At 36.6% G+C, this 25,543-nt stretch carries 22 protein-coding genes; 12 read left to right on the top strand and 10 right to left on the bottom strand.

What is annotated here, in order from left to right; all coding sequences use genetic code 11:
* Positions 1 to 36: 36 nt before the first annotated feature.
* From MKX83_RS08855 to MKX83_RS08845, 3 genes are all read left to right on the top strand, one after another.
* Complete coding sequence (locus MKX83_RS08855) at positions 37 to 897, top strand: DegV family protein (protein ID WP_341055110.1); 861 nt, start codon at positions 37 to 39, stop codon at positions 895 to 897.
* A 76-nt stretch (positions 898 to 973) separates the two neighbouring features.
* Complete coding sequence (locus tag MKX83_RS08850) at positions 974 to 1,105, top strand: DUF3941 domain-containing protein (RefSeq protein WP_095369838.1); 132 nt, start codon at positions 974 to 976, stop codon at positions 1,103 to 1,105.
* Between the two features lie 171 nt (positions 1,106 to 1,276).
* The gene (locus tag MKX83_RS08845) at positions 1,277 to 1,903 is read left to right on the top strand and encodes a hypothetical protein (RefSeq protein WP_341055107.1); all 627 of its coding nucleotides are present in this window, start codon (positions 1,277 to 1,279) and stop codon (positions 1,901 to 1,903) included.
* Between the two features lie 269 nt (positions 1,904 to 2,172).
* Here MKX83_RS08845 and MKX83_RS08840 read toward each other — a convergent pair whose 3' ends face one another.
* A complete protein-coding gene (locus tag MKX83_RS08840; RefSeq protein ID WP_251161324.1) occupies positions 2,173 to 3,045 on the bottom strand; it encodes a CvfB family protein in 873 nt (290 codons plus the stop codon).
* Positions 3,046 to 3,135: 90 nt separating this feature from the next.
* Here MKX83_RS08840 and MKX83_RS08835 point away from each other — a divergent pair, with 90 nt between their 5' ends.
* Together MKX83_RS08835 and MKX83_RS08830 are read left to right on the top strand one after the other, a co-directional pair.
* Complete coding sequence (locus tag MKX83_RS08835; RefSeq protein ID WP_095369840.1) at positions 3,136 to 3,627, top strand: YajQ family cyclic di-GMP-binding protein; 492 nt, start codon at positions 3,136 to 3,138, stop codon at positions 3,625 to 3,627.
* A 121-nt stretch (positions 3,628 to 3,748) separates the two neighbouring features.
* Positions 3,749 to 4,615, top strand: a complete 867-nt coding sequence (locus tag MKX83_RS08830; protein WP_341055104.1) for an SDR family oxidoreductase — start codon at positions 3,749 to 3,751, stop codon at positions 4,613 to 4,615.
* A gap of 161 nt (positions 4,616 to 4,776) precedes the next feature.
* Here MKX83_RS08830 and MKX83_RS08825 read toward each other — a convergent pair whose 3' ends face one another.
* Both MKX83_RS08825 and asnB read right to left on the bottom strand, forming a co-directional pair.
* On the bottom strand, positions 4,777 to 6,303 hold the full coding sequence (locus MKX83_RS08825; protein WP_341055102.1) for an alpha-amylase family glycosyl hydrolase: 1,527 nt from the start codon (positions 6,301 to 6,303) through the stop codon (positions 4,777 to 4,779).
* Between the two features lie 218 nt (positions 6,304 to 6,521).
* Positions 6,522 to 8,369, bottom strand: a complete 1,848-nt coding sequence (asnB, locus tag MKX83_RS08820; protein WP_341055099.1) for an asparagine synthase (glutamine-hydrolyzing) — start codon at positions 8,367 to 8,369, stop codon at positions 6,522 to 6,524.
* 211 nt (positions 8,370 to 8,580) lie between these two features.
* Between asnB and MKX83_RS08815 the strand changes: the two genes are divergently transcribed.
* Positions 8,581 to 9,150: a DUF2777 domain-containing protein gene (locus MKX83_RS08815; protein WP_095369844.1), complete on the top strand. Its 570-nt coding sequence runs from the start codon at positions 8,581 to 8,583 to the stop codon at positions 9,148 to 9,150.
* Between the two features lie 74 nt (positions 9,151 to 9,224).
* Here the strand turns inward: MKX83_RS08815 and MKX83_RS08810 are convergent, their stop codons facing one another.
* The 5 genes from MKX83_RS08810 to MKX83_RS08790 all read right to left on the bottom strand — a co-directional run bounded on the left by MKX83_RS08810 (position 9,225) and on the right by MKX83_RS08790 (position 16,064).
* Positions 9,225 to 10,958: a putative bifunctional diguanylate cyclase/phosphodiesterase gene (locus MKX83_RS08810; RefSeq protein ID WP_341055097.1), complete on the bottom strand. Its 1,734-nt coding sequence runs from the start codon at positions 10,956 to 10,958 to the stop codon at positions 9,225 to 9,227.
* A gap of 510 nt (positions 10,959 to 11,468) precedes the next feature.
* The gene (locus MKX83_RS08805) at positions 11,469 to 11,819 is read right to left on the bottom strand and encodes a YisL family protein (protein WP_224937709.1); all 351 of its coding nucleotides are present in this window, start codon (positions 11,817 to 11,819) and stop codon (positions 11,469 to 11,471) included.
* 114 nt (positions 11,820 to 11,933) lie between these two features.
* Positions 11,934 to 12,830: a fumarylacetoacetate hydrolase family protein gene (locus MKX83_RS08800; RefSeq protein ID WP_341055095.1), complete on the bottom strand. Its 897-nt coding sequence runs from the start codon at positions 12,828 to 12,830 to the stop codon at positions 11,934 to 11,936.
* A 78-nt stretch (positions 12,831 to 12,908) separates the two neighbouring features.
* Positions 12,909 to 14,081 carry a DUF418 domain-containing protein gene (locus MKX83_RS08795; RefSeq protein ID WP_341055092.1) on the bottom strand — a complete coding sequence of 391 codons (1,173 nt, stop codon included), beginning with the start codon at positions 14,079 to 14,081 and terminating at the stop codon, positions 12,909 to 12,911.
* A gap of 390 nt (positions 14,082 to 14,471) precedes the next feature.
* Positions 14,472 to 16,064 (bottom strand): long-chain-fatty-acid--CoA ligase, encoded by a 1,593-nt coding sequence (locus tag MKX83_RS08790; RefSeq protein WP_341055089.1) that lies wholly within the window; start codon positions 16,062 to 16,064, stop codon positions 14,472 to 14,474.
* 200 nt (positions 16,065 to 16,264) lie between these two features.
* On the opposite strand from MKX83_RS08790, the gene MKX83_RS08785 reads away from it, so the two are divergent.
* The 6 genes from MKX83_RS08785 to MKX83_RS08760 are packed head-to-tail and all read left to right on the top strand — an operon-like array spanning position 16,265 to position 18,153.
* On the top strand, positions 16,265 to 16,486 hold the full coding sequence (locus MKX83_RS08785; protein ID WP_095369849.1) for a spore germination protein: 222 nt from the start codon (positions 16,265 to 16,267) through the stop codon (positions 16,484 to 16,486).
* A 17-nt stretch (positions 16,487 to 16,503) separates the two neighbouring features.
* Positions 16,504 to 16,737: a spore germination protein GerPB gene (locus MKX83_RS08780; protein WP_224937705.1), complete on the top strand. Its 234-nt coding sequence runs from the start codon at positions 16,504 to 16,506 to the stop codon at positions 16,735 to 16,737.
* A 27-nt stretch (positions 16,738 to 16,764) separates the two neighbouring features.
* A complete protein-coding gene (gene gerPC / locus MKX83_RS08775; protein ID WP_341055085.1) occupies positions 16,765 to 17,370 on the top strand; it encodes a spore germination protein GerPC in 606 nt (201 codons plus the stop codon).
* Positions 17,367 to 17,543: a spore gernimation protein GerPD gene (locus MKX83_RS08770; RefSeq protein ID WP_191814817.1), complete on the top strand. Its 177-nt coding sequence runs from the start codon at positions 17,367 to 17,369 to the stop codon at positions 17,541 to 17,543. The genes gerPC and MKX83_RS08770 overlap by 4 nt, the downstream gene beginning before the upstream one ends.
* Positions 17,544 to 17,547: 4 nt before the next feature.
* Entirely contained in the window at positions 17,548 to 17,922 is a 375-nt protein-coding gene (locus tag MKX83_RS08765; RefSeq protein WP_341055081.1) for a spore germination protein GerPE, read from the top strand.
* A gap of 12 nt (positions 17,923 to 17,934) precedes the next feature.
* Positions 17,935 to 18,153, top strand: coding sequence for a spore germination protein (locus MKX83_RS08760; protein ID WP_341055079.1), 219 nt, complete (start codon positions 17,935 to 17,937; stop codon positions 18,151 to 18,153).
* A 33-nt stretch (positions 18,154 to 18,186) separates the two neighbouring features.
* On the opposite strand, the gene addA is transcribed toward MKX83_RS08760, so the two are convergent.
* Complete coding sequence (gene addA / locus MKX83_RS08755; protein WP_341055077.1) at positions 18,187 to 21,924, bottom strand: helicase-exonuclease AddAB subunit AddA; 3,738 nt, start codon at positions 21,922 to 21,924, stop codon at positions 18,187 to 18,189.
* The gene (gene addB / locus MKX83_RS08750) at positions 21,917 to 25,411 is read right to left on the bottom strand and encodes a helicase-exonuclease AddAB subunit AddB (RefSeq protein WP_341055074.1); all 3,495 of its coding nucleotides are present in this window, start codon (positions 25,409 to 25,411) and stop codon (positions 21,917 to 21,919) included. Before addB ends, addA begins: the two co-directional genes overlap by 8 nt.
* Positions 25,412 to 25,543 lie beyond the last annotated feature (132 nt).

Raw genomic sequence — 25,543 nt, 5'->3', positions numbered from 1 at the left:
ACTAGTATCATCTATAAGTTGAAAGCAGGTGAAATAATGTCAGTTAAAATTCTCGCTGACAGCGCATGTGACTTACCGTTAAGTTTTTTTGAAGAAAACGATGTCACACTTATTCCATTGAAGGTTCATTTAAATGGAAAGGAATACGATGACCTGTTGACGATCGATTCCAAGAATATTTATGAAGCCATAAGAGAAGGTAAGGTACCTAAGACCTCCCAAGCTTCTCCCCTTTTATTTGAAGAGATCTTTACGAATATGGCGAAAAACAAGGAAGATGGTATCTATATAGCCTTTTCTTCCGCACTTTCTGGAACATATTCCACTGCAGTTATGGTGTTAGATCAAGTAAAAGAAACCTACCCAGACTTTAACTTAACCATCATAGATAGTAAATGTGCTTCCTTAGGTTATGGATTAGTTGTACTGAATGCTGCAAAAGATGCAAAAGAGCAACTTACCAAAGATGAAATTGTTAGCAATGCAACATTCAATTGCGAACATATGGAACATTTATTTACGGTTAATGACTTAGAGTATTTAGCAAAGGGCGGTAGAGTTTCTAAAGCATCTGCCTTTTTAGGTGGGCTACTCAATATTAAACCACTGTTAAATGTTGAAGATGGAAAACTTGTACCAATTGAAAAGCATCGCGGTCGTAAAAAGCTCTTTAAACGAATCATTGATATCATGAGGGAAAGAGGCGTTGCCTTGGATAGACAAATGGTGGCTATTAGTCATGGTGATGATGAAGCCACTGCCCTAGAAGTGAAAGAGATGATTCAAAAAGAATTTGGTGTTGAACAATTTTATATTTCTCCAATTGGTTCAGCAGTCGGATCCCATGCTGGTGCCGGCACAATTGCAATTTTCTTTTTAAATAAACTTAAAGGTTAATGCACTTATACATACTTCCTTCCATTCTTTCAAACACTAAGTGTGTACAGATGAAGAATGGAAGGGAGTTTATTTTATGTCTCATACAACTGATAATGACAAAAAAGCAAAAGATAACAACGCATTCAACCATGAAAAAAACATGGAAGAAACAAAAAATAAGCAAGAAGGTCGAAAAAGCTTTTCAAAGAAAACAGACCATCTTTGATTGAACAAAAATTTAAAAATGACAAAAGTGAAGTCCTAAGATACCTCAAGTATTTTAGGACTTATACAGTTCACAAAATTTTGTCTTGAAATGGGGATCAATGGACATTTTTCAAAGCTTATTTTTTGTATTTATCCTTAACCATATTGTTAGGATAAGCTATTTTCGTCGGTGGGCGTCTTTTTAGTCGCGGTTCTACTATTTACGCTACTCATTTCTTTGTTTCTTCAACTATTAGTCGCGATTTCCCTTTTTGCCCTACTCATTTCTTTCTTCCTTCAACTATTAGTCGCGATTTCTTCATTTGCCCTACTCATTTCTTTCTTCCTTCAATTATTAGTCGCGATTTCTTCATTTGCCCTACTCATTTCTTTCTTCCTTCAACTTTTAGTCGCGATTTCTTCATTTGCCCTACTTATTTCTTTCTTCCTTCAACTTTTAGTCGCGATTTCTCCATTTCCCCTACTCATTTCTTTCTCCCCTCAACTATTAGTCGCGATTTCCCTTTTTGCCCGACTCATTTCTTTCTTCCTTGAACTATTAGTCGCGATTTCTCCATTTCCCCTACTCATTTCTTTCACCCCTCAACTATTAGTCGCGATTTCCCTTTTTGCCCGACTCATTTTTTTCTTCCTTCAACTATTAGTTGCGATTTCTTCATTTGCCCTACTCATTTCTTTCTCCCCTCAACTATTAGTCGCGATTTCCCTTTTTGCCCGACTCATTTCTTTCTCCCCTCAACTATTAGTCGCGATTTCTCTATTTCCCCTACTCATTTCTTTCTTCCCTCAACTATAAGTCGCGTTTCTCCTATTTACCCTACTCATTCTTTCTTCCCTCAAACTATTAGTTCTCGATTTTTCTATTTACGCAATTCTTTGTTTCTCTCTTTTACATTGCTTATATTTCTTTCTCGCTCTTTTTTAGCAACGACTTCTACCAAGACCAAATCTTAGTTCCACCTTTACTATCAACTAATACAACTTAAGTCTTGCTCGACTTTCATAAGAGTATGATGAAACCCATACAAAAAAAGCGGGATGGCTCTCACACCTTCCCGCTTTGATTTATTTTGACTCATTCTCTTTTATATAAGTCCAACCTTCTTTTTGATACACCTTACCGTCCTTCATCAATCGACCAAGTGCACGTTTAAAAGAAGCTTTACTTAGTTGAAATCTATCCTTTATATCCTCTGGTGCGCTTTTGTCACTGTATGGCATAGCTCCATTACGTGATTGCAAGTAATGAAGAATGATTTCACTATCATCAAGTAATGCTTCTTGTTTTCTTGGATTGAGGGAGACATTAATCGAACCATCTTGTTTGACATCAATGATTCTACCGTTCACTTTTTCCCCAAGTCTTGGCTCTTGACGTCTTTCCGTTTCATGGATGAAGCCTTTTAGGCCATCTGCTGTGTAAATCCAGCTTCCAACTTTGGCTGTACGATAAATAAATCCGTGGATATCTTTATTAAGTTCTTCCCTTCCAGCCTTATGTGAAATACTAGCTATCACTTGATCTGTCGCAAGCTTCACATATATTCTACCGTTTCGATTAACCCTTAATGTAACATATACCGTATCATCAACAGTAGGCCATACTCGTTCGTGTACAGGTAAATCCTCTTTTCCCAGTAACATATCTTTACTAATACCAATATCTATAAATACCCCGAGCTCAGGATTAACATCTACTACTTTCGCCCAGCCATATACTCCAACGGTAATCTCAGGTAATGTCATTGTTGCTGTTTTTCTACCTTCAGAATCTACATAAATAAAGACAGAAATTTTTTGTCCTTCTGTAATTTCTTCTTTGACCTCATTCTTATGAAGCAGAACGTCCTCTTCTCCATCTGTTAAGAAATAACCAAAAGCCGCTTCTCTGGAAACTAATAACTCTGTAATTTTGCCGATCTCATCTATTAAAGCCATTTAAATCCTCCTAAAGTTGTTCGCATTGCTATATTCTACTATAATAAGAACATAAAGTGAAACTCTTTTCATGAGGAGGACAATTATTTTATGGCTAAAGAAAGTTCATTTGATATCGTATCAAAAGTAGATTTTGCTGAAGTCACTAACGCAATTCAAATTGCAATGAAAGAAATACAGACACGCTATGATTTTAAAGGAAGCAAAAGTAAGGTTACTTTAGAAAAAGAAGAGCTCGTCCTTATTTCTGATGACGAATACAAACTAGAGCAACTGAAAGATGTGCTAATTAGTAAGATGATTAAACGAGGGATCCCGATTAAGAATTTAGATTATGGCAAAATTGAGCCTGCTTCAAGTGGCACAGTTAGACAAAGAGCAAGCTTAGTTCAAGGGATTGACAAAGATAACGCGAAGAAAATCAATACATTAATTAAAAATAGTGGTGTTAAAGTTAAGAGTCAAATGCAAGATGATCAAATCCGCGTCACAGGGAAAAATAGAGATGATCTTCAACAAATCATCTCACTAGTAAGAGAAGCTGATTTAACAATCGATGTTCAATTTTCTAATTATCGATAATTACATACCAGCACAGAGGCAGTGATTCCACTGCCTCTTTTTTGTACTTAAGTTTGTCCTCATAACAATGTAAGGTTTTCAACATAATAAAAAGGGAAAACAACAGCAAGGAGGGATTAGGATGGATAATAAACAATTGCCAAAAAGCTTTATGGCACAACATCAAAATCATCAACCAGGAACGGAAGAGGAAATGATTCCTAAGCCGATCTATGTGAATGAAGATTATAAACCTGCTGGAAAACTAGAAGGTAAAGTAGCTATTATTACTGGCGGAGATAGCGGTATAGGTAAATCTACAGCTATTTACTTCGCTAAGGAAGGTGCAGACGTTATTGTTCCTTATTTAAATGAGCATGAAGATGCAAAAGAAACCAAAACATTAGTCGAACAAGCTGGGAAGACATGCCTTTTAATTAGCGGAGACCTTTCATCAGAACCTTTTTGTCAGGAAGTCGTAAAGCAAGCGTTAAATAAATTTGGGAAAATAGATATTCTTGTTAATAACGCTGGTGATCAGCATCCACAAAAAAATATCGAGGACATTAGTGGTCAACAACTTGAAAAAACTTTCCAAACAAATATTTATGCTATGTTTTATTTAACAAAAGCCACACTACCACATCTAGGAGCTGGCAGCTCGATCATTAATACCGCTTCGGTCACCGCTTATGCAGGTAATGAACTATTAGTTGACTATTCCTCAACTAAAGGGGCCATTGTCTCTTTTACTAGGTCACTTTCCTTGCAGTTAGCGTCCAAAGAGATTAGAGTGAATGGTGTTGCCCCTGGTCCTATATGGACACCATTGATTCCGTCCACTTTCTCTGCTGAAGAAGTTGCATCATTTGGAAAAAATGTTCCAATGAAAAGAGCGGGACAGCCCTTTGAACTCGCTCCGGCTTATGTCTTCTTAGCAAGCGACGATTCTAGTTATATGAGTGGACAAATGTTGCATATTAACGGCGGGAAAATTGTTAATGGATAGGGAAAGTAAGAGGGGGACAAGACTAAAAAAGAATGCTACATATCTTTTTCTCTCTGCCCCACTATTATGTAGTGTAATATAACCTTGAAATGCACCTAACCAATCAAATTACATTTACTATCAAAAAAAGATGCCGAGACTGTTTCGGCATCTTTTGTTCTCTATTCTCCTGTGCGATTTCTACCTCTTCTTCTAGCCAAGAATAAAAAGGCAAAGAAGGCAAGTAACACTGATAACAATGTTGCTCCATAAACAAAGTTAAACCCTTGCTTTTCGGTAAGAACATAAATTTCAGCTTCTTCTCGGTCTAGGACGAGATGATATTCATTTTGATCATTGCTTCTTACTAACCCACCAGCTAATAATCCTCGCAACTCTTTATCATTCTCTATCTCTTCTCCTGTTAATACTAAATCTTTCGTACCACTTGTATTATTGATGGCTACTATTGATGTTTCTTCTTTAAATTGTCTCTTAAAAACCGTAAAACCTTCACTTTCATGTAAAAGAGTGAAATCTCCTTTTGCAATAGAAGGTAATTTTTCTCTTGCTTTTGTTAGCTGTCCGATGAACTCAATTAACTCAGGATCCGTACGAAAATCCATTTGTCTCCGGTTATCAGGTGTTTCATTCCCAATTAACGCAATTTCACTACCATAATATAACATTGGAATCCCAGGGGTTGTAAACAAATACGTTAACGCTGTTCTCCACCTTGGTCCTGGATGTTCATTTAATGCGACTGGCTGATTTGTAAAGCGAATCATATCTTTACTATCAATTAGTCTTGTAACCATATTTGGTTCTTCATATGTATCAATGTTATTTTCGATGTCACCAATAGTATCAGTCATTGACACATCCGGCTTTACAAATGCTTCCCTTATATTAGATGTTGAAGCATAGTCTGTTAAGCTATCTATTCCAGTCATTTCATATTTAGCAATTTCTTGTGGGTCTGTGGACCATACTTCACCTAAAACAAAAAACTCGTTATCGGTTTCTTTTACACTGTCTACAAAGCTTTCAAGAAAATCTTTATCCGTTAACTGGATGCCTTCTAGGCGATAACCATCTACACTTGTTTCTGTTATCCACCATTTAGCCGCTTCGATGATATATTGTGCTGCTTCTTCATTCTCATAATTGATTTGTGGCAACCCAGCTAACCAATCTTTAGTGAACATATCTGGTGTTGAGATTTCCTCAGATTCCTTCAACCAATCTGATTTAGTAGGGTCGTCTACCCATGGGTGTGTAGCTGCAACATAATTTAGTGGGAAATCAATTATAACATTGATATCTCTTTTGTGTGCTTCTTCCACTAGTCGTTTAAATTCTTCCAACGTTCCGAAATGTTCTTCTGTTTCATAGAAGTCTTCCACCCAATATCCATGATAACCTTTATCGGCGTTTGCAAATATCGGGTTCAAGGTAATCGTCGTCATACCTAGATCTTCAATATGATCAAGTCTTTCAATAATACCAACAAAATCACCACCATGAAACGCTTCAAGGTCCTTCACATCCACATGGTAATCATTCTTACTATCTACATTGCTAAAACGATCAATCATAACATAATAAATAAGTTCATCCTGTAAGCTTCGTTTTTCTTCTGCTAATACACTTGGCACCAATGACACTAGTAATAGCGGAATTAAGATGAGAGTGATGACCTTTTTCATCTTTCTCCTCCTTAATGATAGTTTGTCTCTATTTTACAAAAACGTTAACCATTATAGATTAGCGGTTTGTTGTTACTTCGTCAAACAGAAGTGAACAAAATATTTAAAATCGTAACATTTCTTTTATATCGTACTAATTAATTGGAGTGAGACCTCTATTTTTATCATAGAAAAAAAGAGGTGCTCCCATAATAATTAAAAAGGGAACACCTCTTTTTTTAATCAACAATATTAATATTATAATCTTTAAACCAATAATGGATTTGTGCTAGGTGAGCGAGAAGCTGCGGTCCAGTCATTAATTGCCCAAACCATGGAACTTGAAAAGCAGAGCCTTCAGTTGCCACGATTTCTCGTAAATTCTTTTCATCGAATAATTCAAAAAGGACGGAGGATGAATCTTCTAACACGTCATTCAACATTTTTGTCACGATGCTAATATAAGCAGGGTTATGTGTTTTCGGATAAGGGCTTTTTTTACGATATAATATCTCGTTTGGCAATACCCCTTCCAACGCCTTCCTTAAAATTCCTTTTTCTCGATTACCATGCATTTTCATATCCCATGGGATATTCCATACATATTCTACTAGACGATGATCTGCGAAAGGAACACGAACTTCTAAACTAGCTCCCATACTCATTCTATCTTTACGATCTAATAACGTTGTCATAAAGCTGAGCATGTTTATATAGAATAATTGCCGTCTTCTTGCTTCTTCCGATGTTTCACCTTCTAAAAGGGGGGTTTCAGCAATCGCTTGATTAAATTTATCCATACTGTAATCTTTTAAGTTTAATTTCTTTCTCCAATCTTCTTTCAGAAGGCGCTGTCTTTCATCGATTGATCGCATCCAAGGGTATCCAGTTCGACTGAGATCATCCGATCGATGAAACCATGGATAGCCTCCAAAAATCTCATCCGCACATTCTCCCGACAAACTAACCACATGCTCTTTTTTAATTTCACGACAGAACCAAAGTAGAGAAGAATCGATATCTGCCATACCTGGTAAATCTCTTACATGAACTGCTTCAACTAAATGAGCGGCAAGCTCCTCCTGTGAAATAATGCAATTCTGGTGAACGGTATGGAAAGTGTCTGACATTTTCTTAATATAAAAACCATCAGCATTTGGTTGGAAATCGTTTGCCTTAAAGAATTGATCATTGCCTTCGTAATCAATGCTATAGGTTTTTAATGGTGGCTTTCCCTCTTTTTGATATGCTGTGGCTGCAATGGCTGTAATCGCACTTGAATCCAATCCACCAGATAAGAGCGTACATAAAGGAACATCCGATACGAGTTGTCTTGTTACTGCATCTGTAACAAGATGACGTACTTTTTCAGCTGTCTCATCTAAAGAGTCTTCATGTTTTTTGCTTTCCACATTCCAATATCGCCAAATCTTTAGCCCTTGTTGTGATAGTGTTAACGCATGAGCTGGTCGTAGCTCTTTCACCCCGCGAAAAACACCTGACCCTGGGGATCTTGATGGTCCAAGGCCGAATACCTCTGCTAATCCCTCTCTATCTACTTCTGTTTTTACTTCTGGATGTGCTAAGATCGCTTTTATTTCTGAACCGAACAGTAACCCCTTTACTGTCTCTCTATAAAACAGCGGCTTAACTCCTAATCGATCTCTACCAATAAAAAGTTCTTGACCGTTTTCATCCCAAATCGCAAAGGCGAATATCCCATTTAAATATTGAAGGCAATTTTTTCCCCATTCAATGTAAGAAGTTAGTAGAACCTCTGTATCAGAATGACCCTTAAACGAATATCCTTTTATAAGGAGATCTTTTCTTAAATCTTCTGTATTATAAAGTTCGCCATTGTAACAAATTGTATAGCGATTTTGATTATTATCAATGGTCATTGGTTGCTTCCCACCAACGGGATCAACAACGACTAATCGCTTATGACCAAATCCGGCTGGCCCAGAAGAAAAAATATTCGTATCATCAGGACCCCTTTTAGATAAAGTATTCGTCATTTTTTCTAGTGTCGGACGTTCATTTTGCATATTTGTATTGAAGTCAACCCAGCCCGTGATTCCACACATGGCTTCTTCACCCTTTCTACGAGCATCATAGATGCAGCAATATTTAATCGGATAATTTAATGATGTCAAACGAGTGGAATTGCCCGGAACATCATGCATGGATTTATTCTATGCGAGCTAAAATAAATGGTTAATTGTCCTAGATAAAGGTTATAAAACAATAGGAAATTGCCAAAAAATAGAGTGAAAGACTTTTACCTGGAGGTTTATGATGAACAGACAACAACGACTCAATTTAATAGAACAACAATCAAGAGCCTATATGGAGGGGAATGTTGAATTTATTAATAATCAGTGGGTATTTTTTGACCAGGAAACGGATGAAGCATCTTCATTAGAAGAATATCGCCAACAAGAAATTGAGGTATTTAGACTGAAACGGTGGCGAAAAGGTGTATTATCACTCAATGGCCAAATCCATTGCGGGAGTGATCTGCTCCATTTAAAAGATCAAGATCAAATAAGAATTAAAAAGCATCTCGTTTTCTCATTAGAATCATTATTAGAAGAAGTAAATGACGATGCCTTTGTACAATTCATCACTAGTTTAAACAGCATTGATTTCTCCATTTTCGATTGTATTTACTGCTATAATCAATTAACATTTTTCGGTGATGAAACAAGAAAAAGCGGTGTTAATTTTATGATCTTTGATAATCAAGAACATATTTGTAGCGTACAGCATCATTTCTTTTATTATGAAAAAGAGACAGACCGTTTCGAATTTACTTTAAATAGTGGAAAAAGAATGGTCATTGAAAAAATCTCTTCTTCCGGATAAAATGGGCATCCAAAAAAAGACTGTAGACACTCTTTCCTACAAGCTCGTCTACAGTCTCATTTCCATTGTTATGATCATTGCTGCTGCAACCCTTTTTCAAATTCCTGGTTAACTAATGGCTTTTGAAAAAAATACCCTTGAGCAAAGTGGCAATCCAGTTTTTTCAGCACTTTCATTTGCTCTTCTGTTTCTACACCCTCTGCTAGCACTTTTAACTGCAACCCTTTCCCCATCGTAATGATCGCTTTCACAATCGCAGCATCAGATGTATTCATACGTAAATTATGTATAAAAGAACGATCAATTTTCAATGTATCAATTGGCAAATCCTTCAAATAACTTAATGAGGAATATCCTGTACCGAAATCATCAATCGATACTTGAATGCCCATTCTTTGCAACTCTTTCATAACTGCAATACTATGTTTTTTATTTTTCAGCATCGTACTTTCTGTTAATTCTAAAATTAAATACTTCGGTGGAAGGCCCGATTGTTGCAGGGCATCTTTAACAACCTTTAAAAAATGCTTTTGTTGAAATTGGCGTGCAGCTACATTAACCGATATTTGTAAATGGGTAAAACCTTGATCATGCCATAATTTATTCTGCTTACATGCCTCATTTAATACCCATCGACCAATATCGTTAATGAGTCCTGTTTCCTCTGCTAAAGGTATAAATTTTGCCGGAGAGATATTTCCAATTTTCGGATGGTACCATCTAATCAAAGCTTCACTACCAAAAAGCTCTCCACTTTCTAAACAAACGAGGGGCTGGTAATGAAGTGTGAACTGTTTATTTTTTAACGCTTTTCTTAAATAGCCTTCCATCTCGAACCGTTTTAACACTTCATCATTCATTTCTTCAGAAAAAAAAGTTACTTGATTGCCACCTTTCTGTTTAGAAAGATGCATCGCGATATCAGCATTTTTCATCAGTTGTTCGGAATCTATCCCATCATTTGGATATAAACTAATGCCGAAACTTGCTGTGACATGAATCTCTTGTTGTTGAATGACAATGGGACGATCGATGGTCTCAAGCAAAGTCTGTGTGATTCTCATTATTTCTTCTGTCTGTAAATTCTCAGGTAATAAGCATAAAAAGCGGTCCCCACCAAAGCTGCCTAAAAAGCTATCTGTTGGTAATGTCTGATTAACACGGTTAGCCAGTTGCTGAATGATTTGATCGCCTATTAAATATCCAACACTTTCGTTAATCAATTTAAAACGATCGATATCAATAGATAGTAAAGCAAAAGATTGTCGATTTTTTTTCGCCCTTTTCATTGACGAGATTAATTGTTCAGTAAATCTATGTTTATTTGGGAGTCCAGTTAAATGATCATAGTACGATAATTCGGTTAATTTATTTTCGATCTTCTTTAGTTCTGTAACATTTTTAGCAATTCCATATATACAACTTACCTTTTCATCTCGAATAACTGGGATGAGTTTAATATCATAAAAGTCTTTCTTACCAAGTTTCCCAATAATATCTGCTTGGAATTGCTGTGTTTCCCCCATTCTTGCACGGTCAAAAAAAGCTTTGATAATCGGAAGTTGGCGATGATCAAATAAACGAGTAAATGGCAGACCAATCAGCTCCTTTGCTGTATAGCCCGAATTTTCCTCTAAAGCTGAATTGACACTTGTAAAACGATCCTCACCATCAATAGTAAAGATAGATTCTGTGTTATTTTGGAACAAAACATGATAGCACTGCTTTAAGTTTTGGCACTCTATCATTAATTGTTTTGTTCGTTTACGATCATTGACAGGTAATTGAATAAACGAATCGACCATCATCGGCTCCTCCTTTGTTACTGAAATAAACGATGGCACCTGATTTTCAAGCTGCATTTGTCCATTTTGTCAATTCCTGATAGTATAGCTGCCATTTCGTGTATCCTCCTGCGAGTGTATGTCCACCTTTCATTCGTCAACATTTGATACTTTATAATCCAACCTCGATTTACCATTATAATAACGTTTATTATCTTTGACGATCATAAAAAGCTCTTTCCTCTAACACTCACAAATCTTTTATCGGTTCATTCTCATTTAATTCAATAACCGCCCACATCTTTTACTTCATAATCAATCATATGGAGGTTCTTATCCTTACAAGGTTAAACATACCCTCAAACAATAAAGCCTGTGTCAGATAGCGCAGCTTCGCCTTATATAGTAGTAAATACCCAAAAAAGAAAATAAATATAGTACTATCAGATTAAAAATACCATAAATTTCGAGATAAAGACATCAAAAAAAGAAAAAAGCTGCTAGTTTTAGCAGCTTTCAATAGAGTCTTTTCACCTACATAAATGGTTTGAATCCTAATGGCAAACTTAAGCCTAAATAAAGGACAAGTAAAAAAGCGACAATTAATTGTACCCATAAGATGGTTGTTTTTTTGCCCTTTTTATTACGAATTAGGATCATTTCCCACATAGAGATAATCCATAAGCCAACAAGCGCTTTCAATACATACATAATATCAATATTACTAATTGAGAAAAGCATACCTACACCTGTGGCAATGATTAATAAGTAAAATAATCTTAGAATCATATGTACCACTTTATCTTTGCCATTTTTCTGCAATGATAAGGCAACAAAGAATAGAATAAAGGCAACGATCCATGTTGTTAAATGTGCATGTGTCACATTAGAACCCCCTTAAATTTCTTATTCTCTTATCCTTAGAGAATAATTCGTTTACATCATACCATAATCAAATAGATAAAGCCTAAGGATTACTATCAATCTTTACAATAATGATTAATTAATACTCATTATTGTATTAGATAACTGTCCTACACCTTCAACTGTGATTTCAATATGATCACCTGGTTTTAGAAAACGTGGTGGTTTAAAGCCATTACCAACGCCAGCAGGTGTACCTGTGGCAATAATATCTCCTGGTTCTAGCGTCATCCCTTTTGAAAGGATGTGAATAACCTTCTCGATAGGAAAGATAAATTTTGAAGTATGAGAATCTTGTCTTACTTCTCCATTGACCTTAGTCGTAATACGCAAATCATTAGGATTTGTTAACTCTTCTTTCCCAACAATCCACGGACCTATCGGACATGATTGATCCAGGCTTTTCCCTAAAAAGTATTGCTTATGTTTAGATTGTATATCTCTTGCTGTTATATCATTAATAATCGTATAACCAAACACATAATCTAACGCTTCCGCTTCTTCTATCTCTTTGCCTTTTTTACCGATAATAACCCCTACTTCTCCTTCATAATCTAACATTTCTGTTAGTTGTTGATAATGAGGGATTTCTTCGTCTGGAGCAGCTACTGTTGTAGGTGACTTCGTAAAGACAATCATTTCTTTAGGAATATCTGCTGCACTTCCCATTTCAATTGCATGTTCTGCATAGTTTTTCCCTACACAGAAAACATTCTTTTTCGGCCTTGGAATTGGTGCTTTTAATTGAATGTCTTCTAAGGCTATCAATTGGGCAGTTTCACTTTCATCGCTTATTAATTCCTGTATGAATGTGTCGCTCCATTTTTCATGTCCGATGGCATCCACTAAATCTTCTGGCAAAGGTACCCCTTTGTTTTGTGCAGCCTCCTGCAAAGGTAAGACCATTTTTTCATCTTTCACAAGTACGCCGTAAGCTTGTTTATTATTGTATTCATATGTAATGTACTTCACTCTCTACACCCCTTTTTAAATAAGTATAGCGTAAATTAACTGAAATGTTAGCAAATGATTGTGAATAATAGATGACTCTTACTTTTGGATTCTTTTAAATGTAGACGGCTTTTGCCAATAAGTGAACCATCTCCAACACCATTCGAATGGGCCATATACAAAATATTTCATCCATATCATGCTGAGTACAATTTGACATACGTATAATATAATGGCAATCATGGTTCCTGTCAGCAATGATACATTGCCATACAATCCAAATCCATAACTGTAAAATAAACATGTAGCTACAATGGATTGCATTAAATAATTCGTCATAGACAAGCGCCCGATTGTTTGTAAAGGTTTTGTGATCATACCTATCTTGCTATTAACGAGCACAAGGATGAGTAGGCTATACCCAACCGCTACCAATGGGCCCCCAAAGATATCTTGTATATATTGCATTGCTAAATTAGTACTAATGAAAGATGGTAATAGTTTAATAAGGTACCCAGTAGTAAGAAATACAATCATGAGAACGAACGCTGTCATCCGTCTTTGTTCAAGTTTTTCAACCACTTGAAGCTTTCGTAGCCCTGCTCCAATTAAAAACAATGGTAAAATACTAATCATTAAAATGGGCATTGTGGCCAAATTATTATTCATTAACCAGTCATCTATATTCTGGCGGACGATTTCTAGCCATGTGCCTGATTGATATACCTGAACAATGTCAGCAACAGATGTCGTCATCATTACCGAAAGATCTGGTTCTATGAATAACGTAAGAAATAATACCCCTACTAAGAGTAGATTAGGAATAATATAAATGAGTAGACCAAGTAAAATTAACAGTTTCCCTGACAGTTCTATGAATAAAATAAGAGCAAATCCTGCGATAGCATAGGTAACTAAAATATCTCCATGCCATATGAATAATGCGTGACATAACCCGATGATTAATAAAAATAGAAATCTTCTTGCGAGTAATAATGGACTATGAACGCCTTTTAACTCAGCCCTTTCTTTTAGAATCATGACACCATAGCCAAATAATAAAGAAAATAACGGATAAAAACTTGCTTGAAAAAATACATCAATAATAGGAAAAACCGTACTATCCCCTGCTTTATCCCAATAATTAAACGGATCTATATGCGTATATGGTGAATGGAAAGATAAAAAATTGACTATTAAAATACCAAATAAAGCGAATCCCCTCATTGCATCGATAGAATGAATCCTTCTGTTTTCGTTAAGCGATTGCATAACATCCTCCTAAGAAATTGTTTTTACAATTGAACTAAGTCGTTGCTTTTACCTCCCTTCTCTTTTTCCCAGGCTATTCCAACTGCCGGACTGTAATTTGTTAACTGATCACTTATTTCTATTAGAATCTGATTAGAGAATAAAAGTAGAGCCACCTGAAAACAGTTAACCTATTTCTTCCTTTAATTCCAATATTCATCAACACACTACCTTAATATAGCATATTTTCTACTATCAATTTAATCATTTTCTCTTACTATTTTTTTGCAGTTTCTTAACGTACATTACCGAACATGAAAAAAAGCATATCTTTGCCTTAAAAGATATGCCCATACTTCTCATTATTAAAATAAATCCAAAAAACATACGCTCTCACTTAAAACAAATTGTTCAATTAACATATCTACCGTTTTTCCCGCTTGTAGCCCAATAATCGTTACGCAAATGAATTTTTTGGATTTTTCCTGAAGCTGTTTTTGGTAGTTCGTTTGTAAATGTTACGCTAGTTATCGCTTTAAAATGAGCCATATTTTCACGAGTAAAAGCAATAATATCTTTTTCGTTCACTGCTTCCATCCCTTCCTTTAAAACAATAAAGGCATGTGGGGTTTCGCCCCATTTCTCATGTGGTACGGCAATAACAGCTGCTTCCAAAATTGCAGGATGTTCGTATAATACACCTTCAATTTCAATGGAAGAAATATTCTCCCCACCGGAAATAATAATATCTTTCTTACGATCCACAATGTCTATGTTGCCATATTGATCAACCGTCCCCATATCCCCCGTATATAGCCAGCCATTACGAATCGTTTCTGCCGTTGCTTTTTCATTTTTCCAGTAACCTTTCATTACCCCATGACTACGCACAACCACTTCGCCAATATCCTTGCTATTGTTTGCAACTTCTGCACCATATTCATCTACAACTTTCACTTGAGAACCAATCATTTGATAACCGGCTTTTGCCTTCATTCTATATGTTTCTTTTTCAATTATTTGGATATGAGATCTGATTTGTGATATCGTGCTTAGTGGTGAAGATTCGGTCATCCCATATACTTGGATAAAGTCCCAGCCCATCTCAGCTTCCACTTTAGAAACAAACGCAGGCGGCGGCGCAGAACCTGCAATCACTACGCGAATAGGATGTGAGAACTTCGTTTGATGCTGATCATAGTATTGCATTAAGCTATTCAATACAGTCGGTGCCATATGTACGATAGACACTTTATACTTCTCCATTGCTTGAAAGATGACTTCTGGTGTCGTTTTACGCAGACATAGTTGTTTTGCCCCATTCGCTGTATAATAAAATGGTGAACCCCAGCCGTTAACATGAAACATTGGCAGTACATGAATAAGTGTATCTTGATCACTCACTCGCAAATGATGCATCGTACTTAATGCATGTAAGTAGTTGTTACGATGAGTAAGCATCACACCTTTTGGGTCTCCTGTTGTTCCACTCGTATATAACAAAGAACATACATCCTCTTCGTCTATTTCTTCTCTACAAAAACTTTCTTCAGGAAAAGATGCTAACCAATTGTCATAACCAATTTCAGTTGTATCACTATCCATATCATGAACAATAATCGTTTCTACTGTTACTAACTGATCTTTAATTGGTTGTATCAATCTATACAGTTCTTGATCAACGAAAAGTACTTTTGATTCACTATGATTTAATATGAAAACGTAATCATTTGGTTGTAGCCGGATATTAAGAGGAACCATAATTGCATTTAATTGATATACTCCATAAAACCCTTCAAGCATTTCCACAGTATTTGGCGCTAAATAAGCGACGCGGTCTCCCTTTTGTACACCAATGCTTTGCAGACCATGTGATAATTGATTCACCCTTTTATTCAATTGATTATATGTAAGTGTGAGCGTATCACCATATATTGCTTCTTTATCTCCATATAACCTTACCGCACGATCTAGAAATTCAGTTAATATTAACGGTACCTTCACGGTAAATCACTCCTCGCTAAAATAATTAAAATTTTCTGATTATAATTATTTTAGCATTTCAACAGTCTGACATCTATATTTTTCACCCTTAATCATAAAGTTTCTTCACACTATTACACTAGGCACATAGGATAATGATAAATAGATAATTAGGGCATTCGCCCGTTTTCAAAACTTCAGTGTACGCAAAGGGTGTTTTTATGCCAGCAATTGTTGGAGCTGTTCAAGTGATTTCTATAGGAAGTAGTTCCGTTTTTAACATTGGTGATATTTATAAGGTAATGCCCCTCTCTAATGCCAAAACGTTTTCTGGTGCCGGTTCTTTTAATACAGGGGATGGATTAGATGTCGTTAACTACAATAGCACAACCAACACATATGATAACGATAGCGTTGACCAAGGTAACTACTTTAATGCATAACTTTAAGGTGATGAGCGATGAATAATTATTATATTCAACAATCTATTTCTATTCAGCTAATTAAAATCGGCGGGGTCTCAAACTCTTCCGTATTTCAAATTGGCAGTGCAGGTATTATTAAACCAGCCTCCCACTTGTATAATACGGGAGGGTTTACCGAACCTGCACCTGAATATGAAGAAACGCCAATTGCCCCAGGAACAACAGTGGGGACACCACTCGTTCCCTTAACTGCTCCATCGAAACCATAATATGATTTGAGAGGCGGCGATTTTAGGATGAGTCAAGATCTTTACACGTATTTACAACAATTACAAGCTTATGTACAAATGCAAGAACAGCGGATTCAAAAGCTTGAATCTTCAATGAAAAAAATGAAGGAAGAAATGGCACAAAATGATCGCCAGCCTATTCATATCGACCGGATCGAATATAAATTTGACCAGTTAAAAGTAGAGACATTGGAAGGGACATTAAACATTGGCTTAAATCCATCAGATTTGCAAGATATTGATGATTTCTCTGTCGATCAAAAAGAATTACAAACACCTTATTCTCCCAAAAAATTGTTTAAAAGAAATATGGAAATAGAAACAGCATTATTAACTTTTATAGAAGGGGAGCTCCCACAAATTGTTGAAGAAGCAGAAGCAAACTTAAAAATGCCAAATGATAGCTCCTATGTAGAATTTATTAAAGAGGATATTAAAAAGCAGCTTTCTAGTCGTGTAGACTACTATTTGAAACAGCAGTCTAATCGTAATCTAGACAGCCAGGAAGAGAAAACAAAAGTGATTGAAACATTAAAAACGGAAATACGAAATGGTGTTTATGCCTTCCTTAGTCATTTACCGAAGAATATGAAGGAGATGAAAAAAGAATGAATTTCCAAGTATATAACCGCGAGCTCTGTGTGGGAGATGTGCGCATAATTGGTGTGTCGAGTTCATCCATATTTATTGTCGGGGATGCGGAAACGATACAGCTTGCCTCTACCTTTGATACACCACCTGAATCACTAATTATCGGTCCCTTTGTACCACTAACACCGGAGTAATTACATGTTTAAAAGAACATCAGTTGTAGACCAGATTAAGGTGGACACATTTGGCTTCTCCTCCATTTTCGAAATCGGTGATACTTCTTATATCCAAGGTTATTCCCGGGCATTGGCACTGCAGCGAGACGCTGAAATCAGTTATGGTAAAGAAGGTAATTACAACGTTTATGACATCTATAGAGAAGAATTAGTTATTCCGAAAATAACTGAAAATATCCAAACTCACTATATTCAACATAAACCCATTATTAAAGTTAAGAATATAGATATTTTAGGCGTTTCATCAAGCGCAGTCCTTCATATTGGCAATACGAAAGATATTAGTATGGAATCTCGTGTGAAACATTTTAGACAATTTGTGAAAAACGAAGAATAAAGGGTGTTTATTATGCCGGCAATTATCGGCCCTGTCCAGATAATCAATGTTTCAGGTGGTATTGTTCAATTCGGCGGTTCACTTTTAATATCACCAAAAAGTAACTCTAAATCTACTACTGGCTCTGGAACTTTGAACACTGGTGGATTTATAATGACAAACAATGGGCTCAGTGCAAGTAATGTATTAGATGCAAACTTATTGGATCAACCAACTGTAGGCAACTTATAAGAATACACTAAAAAGAGGGCAACTGCCCTCTTTTTATATTTGCAAAAAATAACCGCCATCAAAGAAATAAAGGTACTTTTGTGCGACTTTCCTTTTTGTAATCTGTTCGACCGCTTTCGTATATAAATCAATTTGAACTCGGTATCTATCAATTAAAATCGGCGCTGCCTCATCCATTCCGCCTCTAAAACGATCGGTAATGCGATCTGATTTGTAATCCACGATAACAAGGCCCTTATGATCCTCAAACAAACAGTCAATAATTCCTTGTACTAATACCGTATCTTCTGCTTGATCCCAATGGGAGTAAACTTCACTAGCTGGCAAAGCAAGGTTAAACGGTACTTCTCTTTGCAAAGTCGTTGCTTTTCTCATACGCTCAGCTAGCTCACTTTCAAGGAAGTCAACAATCAAAGCTGGGTCAACGACCGTAGCTTGCTCAGCTGTTAACAGTTCTTTTTTCACTAAATGTTCTACTTTTTCCATTATATGCTTTTCATCTGCTGGATCATGTAAGTCTAAGTGTTGCATTACTGTATGCAAGGCCGTTCCTCTTTCAGCAGGTGTAATGGACTTTTCTTGCATGAATAACGGTCGATTTAAAATTGGCTTTTTAAACCCTTTAACTAATTCTTGTCCACTTTCTTCTTGAGAAAAGATTTCTTTTTGCCTTTTTATTTCAGAAACTGACTGTTTCGATCTTGATTTCATTGCTGATTGATAAGGATATGACCATTCTAGACGATGCTTAATCGTTTCATAATAACGAGATTCTTTATCGACTCTTTCTCCCTGCTGTACTTTTTCTAAGAGAAGGTCAGATTCAACTTGATTTTCATCAATCATCGCCTTTGCTTCTTCTTTTGCAACAATTTGAACTTCCCAACTAGATGGATGCTTATGAATGGCTGCTACTACCGGGTTCAACCCCGTATCTAAAGTTGCGCTATCTTGATGTCGGATGATAGCAGGTGCAATCCAGTCTAAATAGCTTGTACTTTGAGCACGAGTAAAATCATCAAGTAGCCAGTCTGATTTCCTCGACACCCTTTGCCAATCCTTCAACTTCTTAGCCATATTTTTCGGTGAAGCAATCAAGAAAAGCTTTTCCTTCGCTCTTGTCAATGCAACATAGAGCACTCGCATTTCTTCAGCAAGCATCTCCATTTTTTTCTTACGTTTGAAGGCAAGCTGCGGTAACGAAGCAAGAGAAATCCGTTTATTTGCATTCACATATTTATATGCTAACCCCAGATCCTTATCTAGCAAGAAAGACTTCTTCAAATCCATCGTATTAAAGTTTCGTGCTAGCCCTGGCATAAAGACAAAAGGAAACTCTAACCCTTTACTTTTATGAATAGTCATGATACGTACTACATCTTCCTGTTCTCCTAAGGCACGGGCAGCCCCTAAATCGTCTCCTCTTTCTCTCATTCTTTCAATAAAGCGCAAAAATCTAAACAATCCTCTAAATGATGTAGCTTCATATTGTCTTGCCCGATCATATAAGGCGCGCAAATTAGCTTGGCGTTGTTTTCCACCAGGCATCCCACCTGCAAAATCATAAAATCGTGTTTCTCTATATAATTGCCAAATCAAATCAGATAAAGCACCTTGTCTGGCTTTTTGTCGCCAATTTTCTAACTGCAATAAAAACGGCTTTAGCTTGTCATAAATGGCAACCTTAGCTCCTGTTTGAACTTCAGAACAAAATTGTTGAACCGCTTCATAATAAGCACCAGTTTGATGAGGAACTCTTATGGTCGCTAATTGATTCTCTGTTAGACCAACAATTGGCGAACGTAATACAGCGGCTAATGGAATATCTTGATATGGATTATCTATCACTTTTAAGAGTGACATCATAATGGAAACTTCGGTAGCATCAAAATAGCCTTGTGAAAGATCAGCATAAACAGGAATACCTTGCTGTTTTAATTCCTCTATCATTTGTGGTGCCCATGTCATTGAACGCAATAAAATCACAACATCTCGATACTTCATCGGTTGCTCTTGCTTAAGCTTTGCATTATACACTTGTTTATGGCTAGCCATTAATTCTTTAATTTTCTTTGCTATGAGTCTTGCTTCTAATTGTGATTGCGCGAGCTCTTCCTCCTCAAACGAATCAGGTTGTTCCGTATGATCTTCATCTTCAAGATCAATCATCGATAACTCAATGGGGTGCTTCACTTCTTCAGGATAAGCAGCTCCAGGAACAAGTTCAGCTGCTTCATCATAAACAATCTCCCCTACATTTTCTCCCATAATTTGCTTAAAGATAAAATTGGTGCCATGTAGGACTTCTTTTCTACTGCGGAAATTCCGCGCCAGATCAATGCGTAAACCTGTTGATTCACCGTCAGTCGTGAACCGATTATATTTGTTTAAAAATAAGTTCGGTTCTGCTAAACGGAAACGATAAATCGATTGTTTTACATCTCCAACCATAAAGAGGTTTCCGTTTAACTCATTATCATTTGTGACTAGTTGAAGAATCGCCTCTTGTACCATATTCGTATCTTGGTATTCATCGACAAGCACTTCTTTAAATTGTTTTTTATAGGCAAGGGCAGCGTCTGTAGGAATGAATTGATTAAATTGATCAACAACCCCAAGAATATCCAAACAATAATGCTCTAAATCAGCGAAGTCTACTAGTCCTTTTTCTGTTTTAACTGCTGCAAACCTCTCTGCAAATGCTTTTACTAATTGTGCTAATCCTGCAATATGTGGCTTCATTTCTAACATATCTTTTAGAAAAGATTCTGCTTTCCTGCTAAAAAGCTCTTCTTTCAGTTTCTTCAAGACATCCTTCGCTTGATCTCGCACTTTTTTCGACTCTTCTATTAGTTCTGGCTCAAACTCTTCCCCTTTACAAGCCTTTAAAGTTTTAAATTTATAAGACTGCATTGCCTCATACAATGTCTCCCAAGATTGCTCAGCCGCATGTATTAAGATATCGACTAGTTGGATATCTGCTACAAAGTTGTCCGCTCTTGGCGCTGGTCCCCCAGGTTGCTTTGTTAACTCAAGTGCGTGGGTTAATAAACTTCTCACACCTTGTAATTGCAGGCGAACATCCGAGAGGAGATAACCGACAAATGGAATATCGCCCATATTTACAGTAGGAGTCACATTGTACATCTCAATCATCTTGTCCAAATAATCATCCATTGACGGATTTGCTCGAGCAAAATCATAGATTTGTCTAATCATATCTTGAAGCGCCACATCACTGCGATCGTTTGTGAACGTATCCACTAAGTGGTAAAATGCTTCGTTATCTTCTTTACCATAAGCTTCTTCAAATAAATCATCTAAAACTTCATCTCGTAATAATTGAGCCTCTGTTTCATCTGCAATTCTAAATCCTGGGTCTATATTGATTAAATAATAATATTTCTTTATTACCTCTAAGCAGAAAGAATGCAACGTTGAGATGGATGCTTTATTGAGCAAAGTTAATTGTTTACGTAAATGATAGGAATGTGGGTCCGCTTGAATTGCCTTCTCTAGCGCTTCTCCTATTCTATGACGCATTTCTGCTGCTGAAGCATTAGTAAATGTGACAACAAGGAGCTCATCGACATTCATGGGATTGTCAGTGTTTAATATTTTGGTAATGATTCTTTCAACTAGTACAGCGGTTTTCCCCGATCCTGCTGCTGCCGCTACGAGAATATCTTGATTTGTCGCATGGATCGCTTTCCATTGATCATCTGTCCAAGTAAGATTCTCAGGCTTTGGTGGAATGATAGATTTAGGCATCCTTTTCTGCCTCCTCTCTTATTCGAGTTAGCACTTCATCTCTCGGTTTTTCATCTAATAATCTAAATGTATTCGTTTCTAATGACTCATCAAATTGACAGATGGATTTAAAAGAACAAAATGTACATGGCGTCCGTTCTTTCAATTTATATGGTGATATCTCCACTTGACCACCAGTCATTTGGTTACCCGTTTTAATATATTTACTTCTCACGAATTGTCGCAAGTAATTAAATTCCGCTTTATCAGCAACCTTGGATCGCTTTGATAGCGACCCATCTTTATTAAAGCCAGCAGAAATAATCGGCGAATCGCCTGTTGTTAAAGACTTGTCCATTAAACGTACAACATTTTCTTCTCCTAATAATAATCCCTTCATTTTGAACTTTTTCAAGATCTCTTTTTCTATCTCGTCTAAACCAAGCATTTTGCTTGAGTTAATCATTGGATTATGAACATGAAAATACAGAACACCCGCTGGATCAGCTTTCATACCGATGAGTTCCTCTGAATGGGCAATGACAATATCCAAATAGGTTAACATTTGTAACGATAATCCGTAATATACCTCGTTAATATTCACATCTTTCTCACTTGACTTATAATCAATAATGCGTAAATACGATCCTGTCTTCTCACCTTTCGCTTGATCAACACGATCAATGCGTCCCACTAGTTCCATCATACTGCCATTTTTCAATGGAAAAGATAGAGATGGCCAATCACCAGAAGGTCCAAAGCTCATCTCTAAACCGACGGGTGTGAATCCACTGGCTTTTGCATGTTCTCCCATAATAAAGGATGCACGGCTAATGATTTGCTCCAGTTTTCGCTTAATATAGAAGTATCGATTAGAGCTTAGGAGGATTTCATGCTGTAATTTAGGTGCAAGTAGTTCAACTGCTTCTTTTGCAAGTAATTCGCATTGTTCCCTTGTCATATCTGACCATTGCAAGTCCTTATGCATAACCGTTTCGGTTATATATTTTAGGGCGGCATGAAATAATTCACCAATATCAGGTGCTTCTAATCGAAAGACTTGCCGTTCTCTCAAACGCAAACCATATTGGGCATAATGTGAGAACGGACAGCTATGAAAGAGTTCCATTCTTGATACACTTGCACGAATCGTTTCACCATACAATGCTTTACTAATCTCTTCATCTAGTTGTTCTGTCCTATTCTCATAATGTAAACTTGCTAAAACCTTGTTTGTGATATCTTGCCAGCCTGATTTCTGTAAATAAATATTATACGTATCCCACCACATGTCATAAATGGCATAATTGCGTTTCTGTAATTGTAATTGCGATGTTAAAAACGTTAATGCTGTATTAATATGACTGATATAGTCTATTTGTCCTTCTTCATTTAGTTCTGCTGGATCTGACATCAAATACTCTTCTTTTATTTGTACAAATTGATCTTGTATTCTCTTTATAAATGGAGAGGGAATGAGTGCCTTACCTTCTTCGTTTGCCATTGGGTAGCTAACAAATAAATAATCTGACGGTGTGACAAATGCCTTATACGCCAAAAACTCTTCATCTAACAATCTCGTTTTCGTTGAAGGAGCTACTTTCATTCCTAGTGACAATAACTGCTCGCGATCATCATCTGCTAATACACCTTCTTCTGGAAACTTTGCTGGTAGAACCCCTTCATTTAAGCCAATAATAAAGGCAGCTTTCATATCAGCCACTCGTGACCTTTCCATATCAGCAGCAATTACCTGGTCCATTGCAGGTGGTACAATACTAAATTGTAGTGCTTCAATACCTGCATCTAATATTGTCGCAAAGCGCTCTGTCGTCATCTGCTCACTACCAAGCATTTCTACATATTCATCCAATAGCTCAACAACTGCATTCCATGCTTGGTTATGCTCTCGAGATCTAACAAGCTCTCCTCTTTCTTCCGTCTCTATTTGCAGTTTTTCTATTTTGGCTGGGATATCTGTTTCTTCTAAATATAAATAAAGGGCTTCTGCGTATTCCCTGCCTGTTTCCGCTTTCTTCATTCGCCTTGAAAGTCTCAATAGTGGTGCAGCTACGATATCTCTTAATTGGTTGACTTCTTCTTCTATGTCTCTTTCTGCATCTGTTTGCCCTGTATTTGTCATCTCAAGGCCACGAATTCTCCGATATTTCCAGCGCTCTTTCTTTGTCCATTTACTACCTTGTATGCCATAAGATAAAACATAATTTTCTAACCGGTCCATCTTCTCACGTAATAATGGAGACGAATAGTTAAGTGGAAAAATCATTTCAGTTTTTATCGTACGGAAAACAGGTTCATACCGCCAGTTACTCATTAACACCTCTAAACTGGAACGAATAAATTCGACAACAGGATGATGTAACATGGACTTCTTTCTATCAATAAATAAAGGAATCTCATAATCATTAAACACGGTTGTAATTAAATCATGATATTCATGACCGTTTCTCATAAGTACGGTTATATCTTTATACCTTAACCCTTCATCACGAACAAGGGCACGAACCTTCCGGGCAATCCCCTCAATTTCTGCTCTGCGATTCATTGCATGGGCAATCATGACCCGTGCCTCCCCACTAAATGGGATAGTCGGACGCACTTCAAAATTGGCTTCAAAATGTCTCAATGATTCATGCTTGTTTGTCGGAACTTGAGAAAGTAACTCATATTCGACTTGATGTTTTTGTTGCTTAGCTATCTCTAGGATTGTTTGATACGTCTCACCTGTTTGCCTAAATAAATGGAGGGCATCTGGTGGTTCGTTATCAAACGGCTGATCTAACGTTAGGGAAATTGTCATATTTGGACAATGACGGATAAGTGCTTCAATAACGCGGTATTCCTGTGGTGTAAAACTATGAAAACCGTCGATATAAACTGTTGCCTTTTGCAAATAAACCGATTCATTTGCTTTTTCAGCAAGTAATTGCAAATAGTCTTCCGAGTCTAAGTATTTATCCAATATACCGGCTTCAAACTTCGAATAAATCAATTCTAAATCATGCAGTTTCTCTGCTAACACTTTTTTCTCATGATCATTCTGTTGTAATTGCGCTATTCGCATTTGTAATTCAGTAGGGTTCACACAATAGCGTTTAAACTCTGTTAACATGCTTTCCATCTGCTGGATAAAGCCATTTTTATCAGCTGCATTTTGAAAAATTTTCAGCTCATCCTTCTGTTCCTCAATAATCTTGCGAATGAGCATGTTTGTACCAATACTACTTAAATGATAACGGCTTATTCCACCAGTCTCTTGCAGAACTCGCCATGCTAATCTCGTGATAGAAAAAACTTGTGTTCTAATCATTCCTCCTAAACCTTTAGAACTAGCTAATTTATATTCAGATTGAAACGTCATCTGTTCTGGAACAATATAAATAATTGGTGAGCCTTCAGGATTTTCTTTCATAAGTTGCTTTATCTCACTGACCATCTTCTCGGTTTTTCCTGTCTGAGACCGACCAATTAACATCTTTACTGTCATGTATTTTCACCTTCACTTTCAATGTGAATCGACCTATAGAATCTTTGTTCCTATTTTAGCACATCTCTCACACTTTTCTCCTTTTTGTGTTTAAAGTAAATACAGGGAATTCTGCTTGGTGCTTAACATTGT

It is taken from the genome of Cytobacillus sp. FSL M8-0252, from assembly GCF_038007345.1.
Lineage (GTDB): Bacteria > Bacillota > Bacilli > Bacillales > Cytobacillaceae > Cytobacillus > Cytobacillus kochii.
The sequence above is the reverse complement of the archived record's forward strand: the minus strand, read 5'-3'. Positions and strand labels throughout refer to the sequence as shown.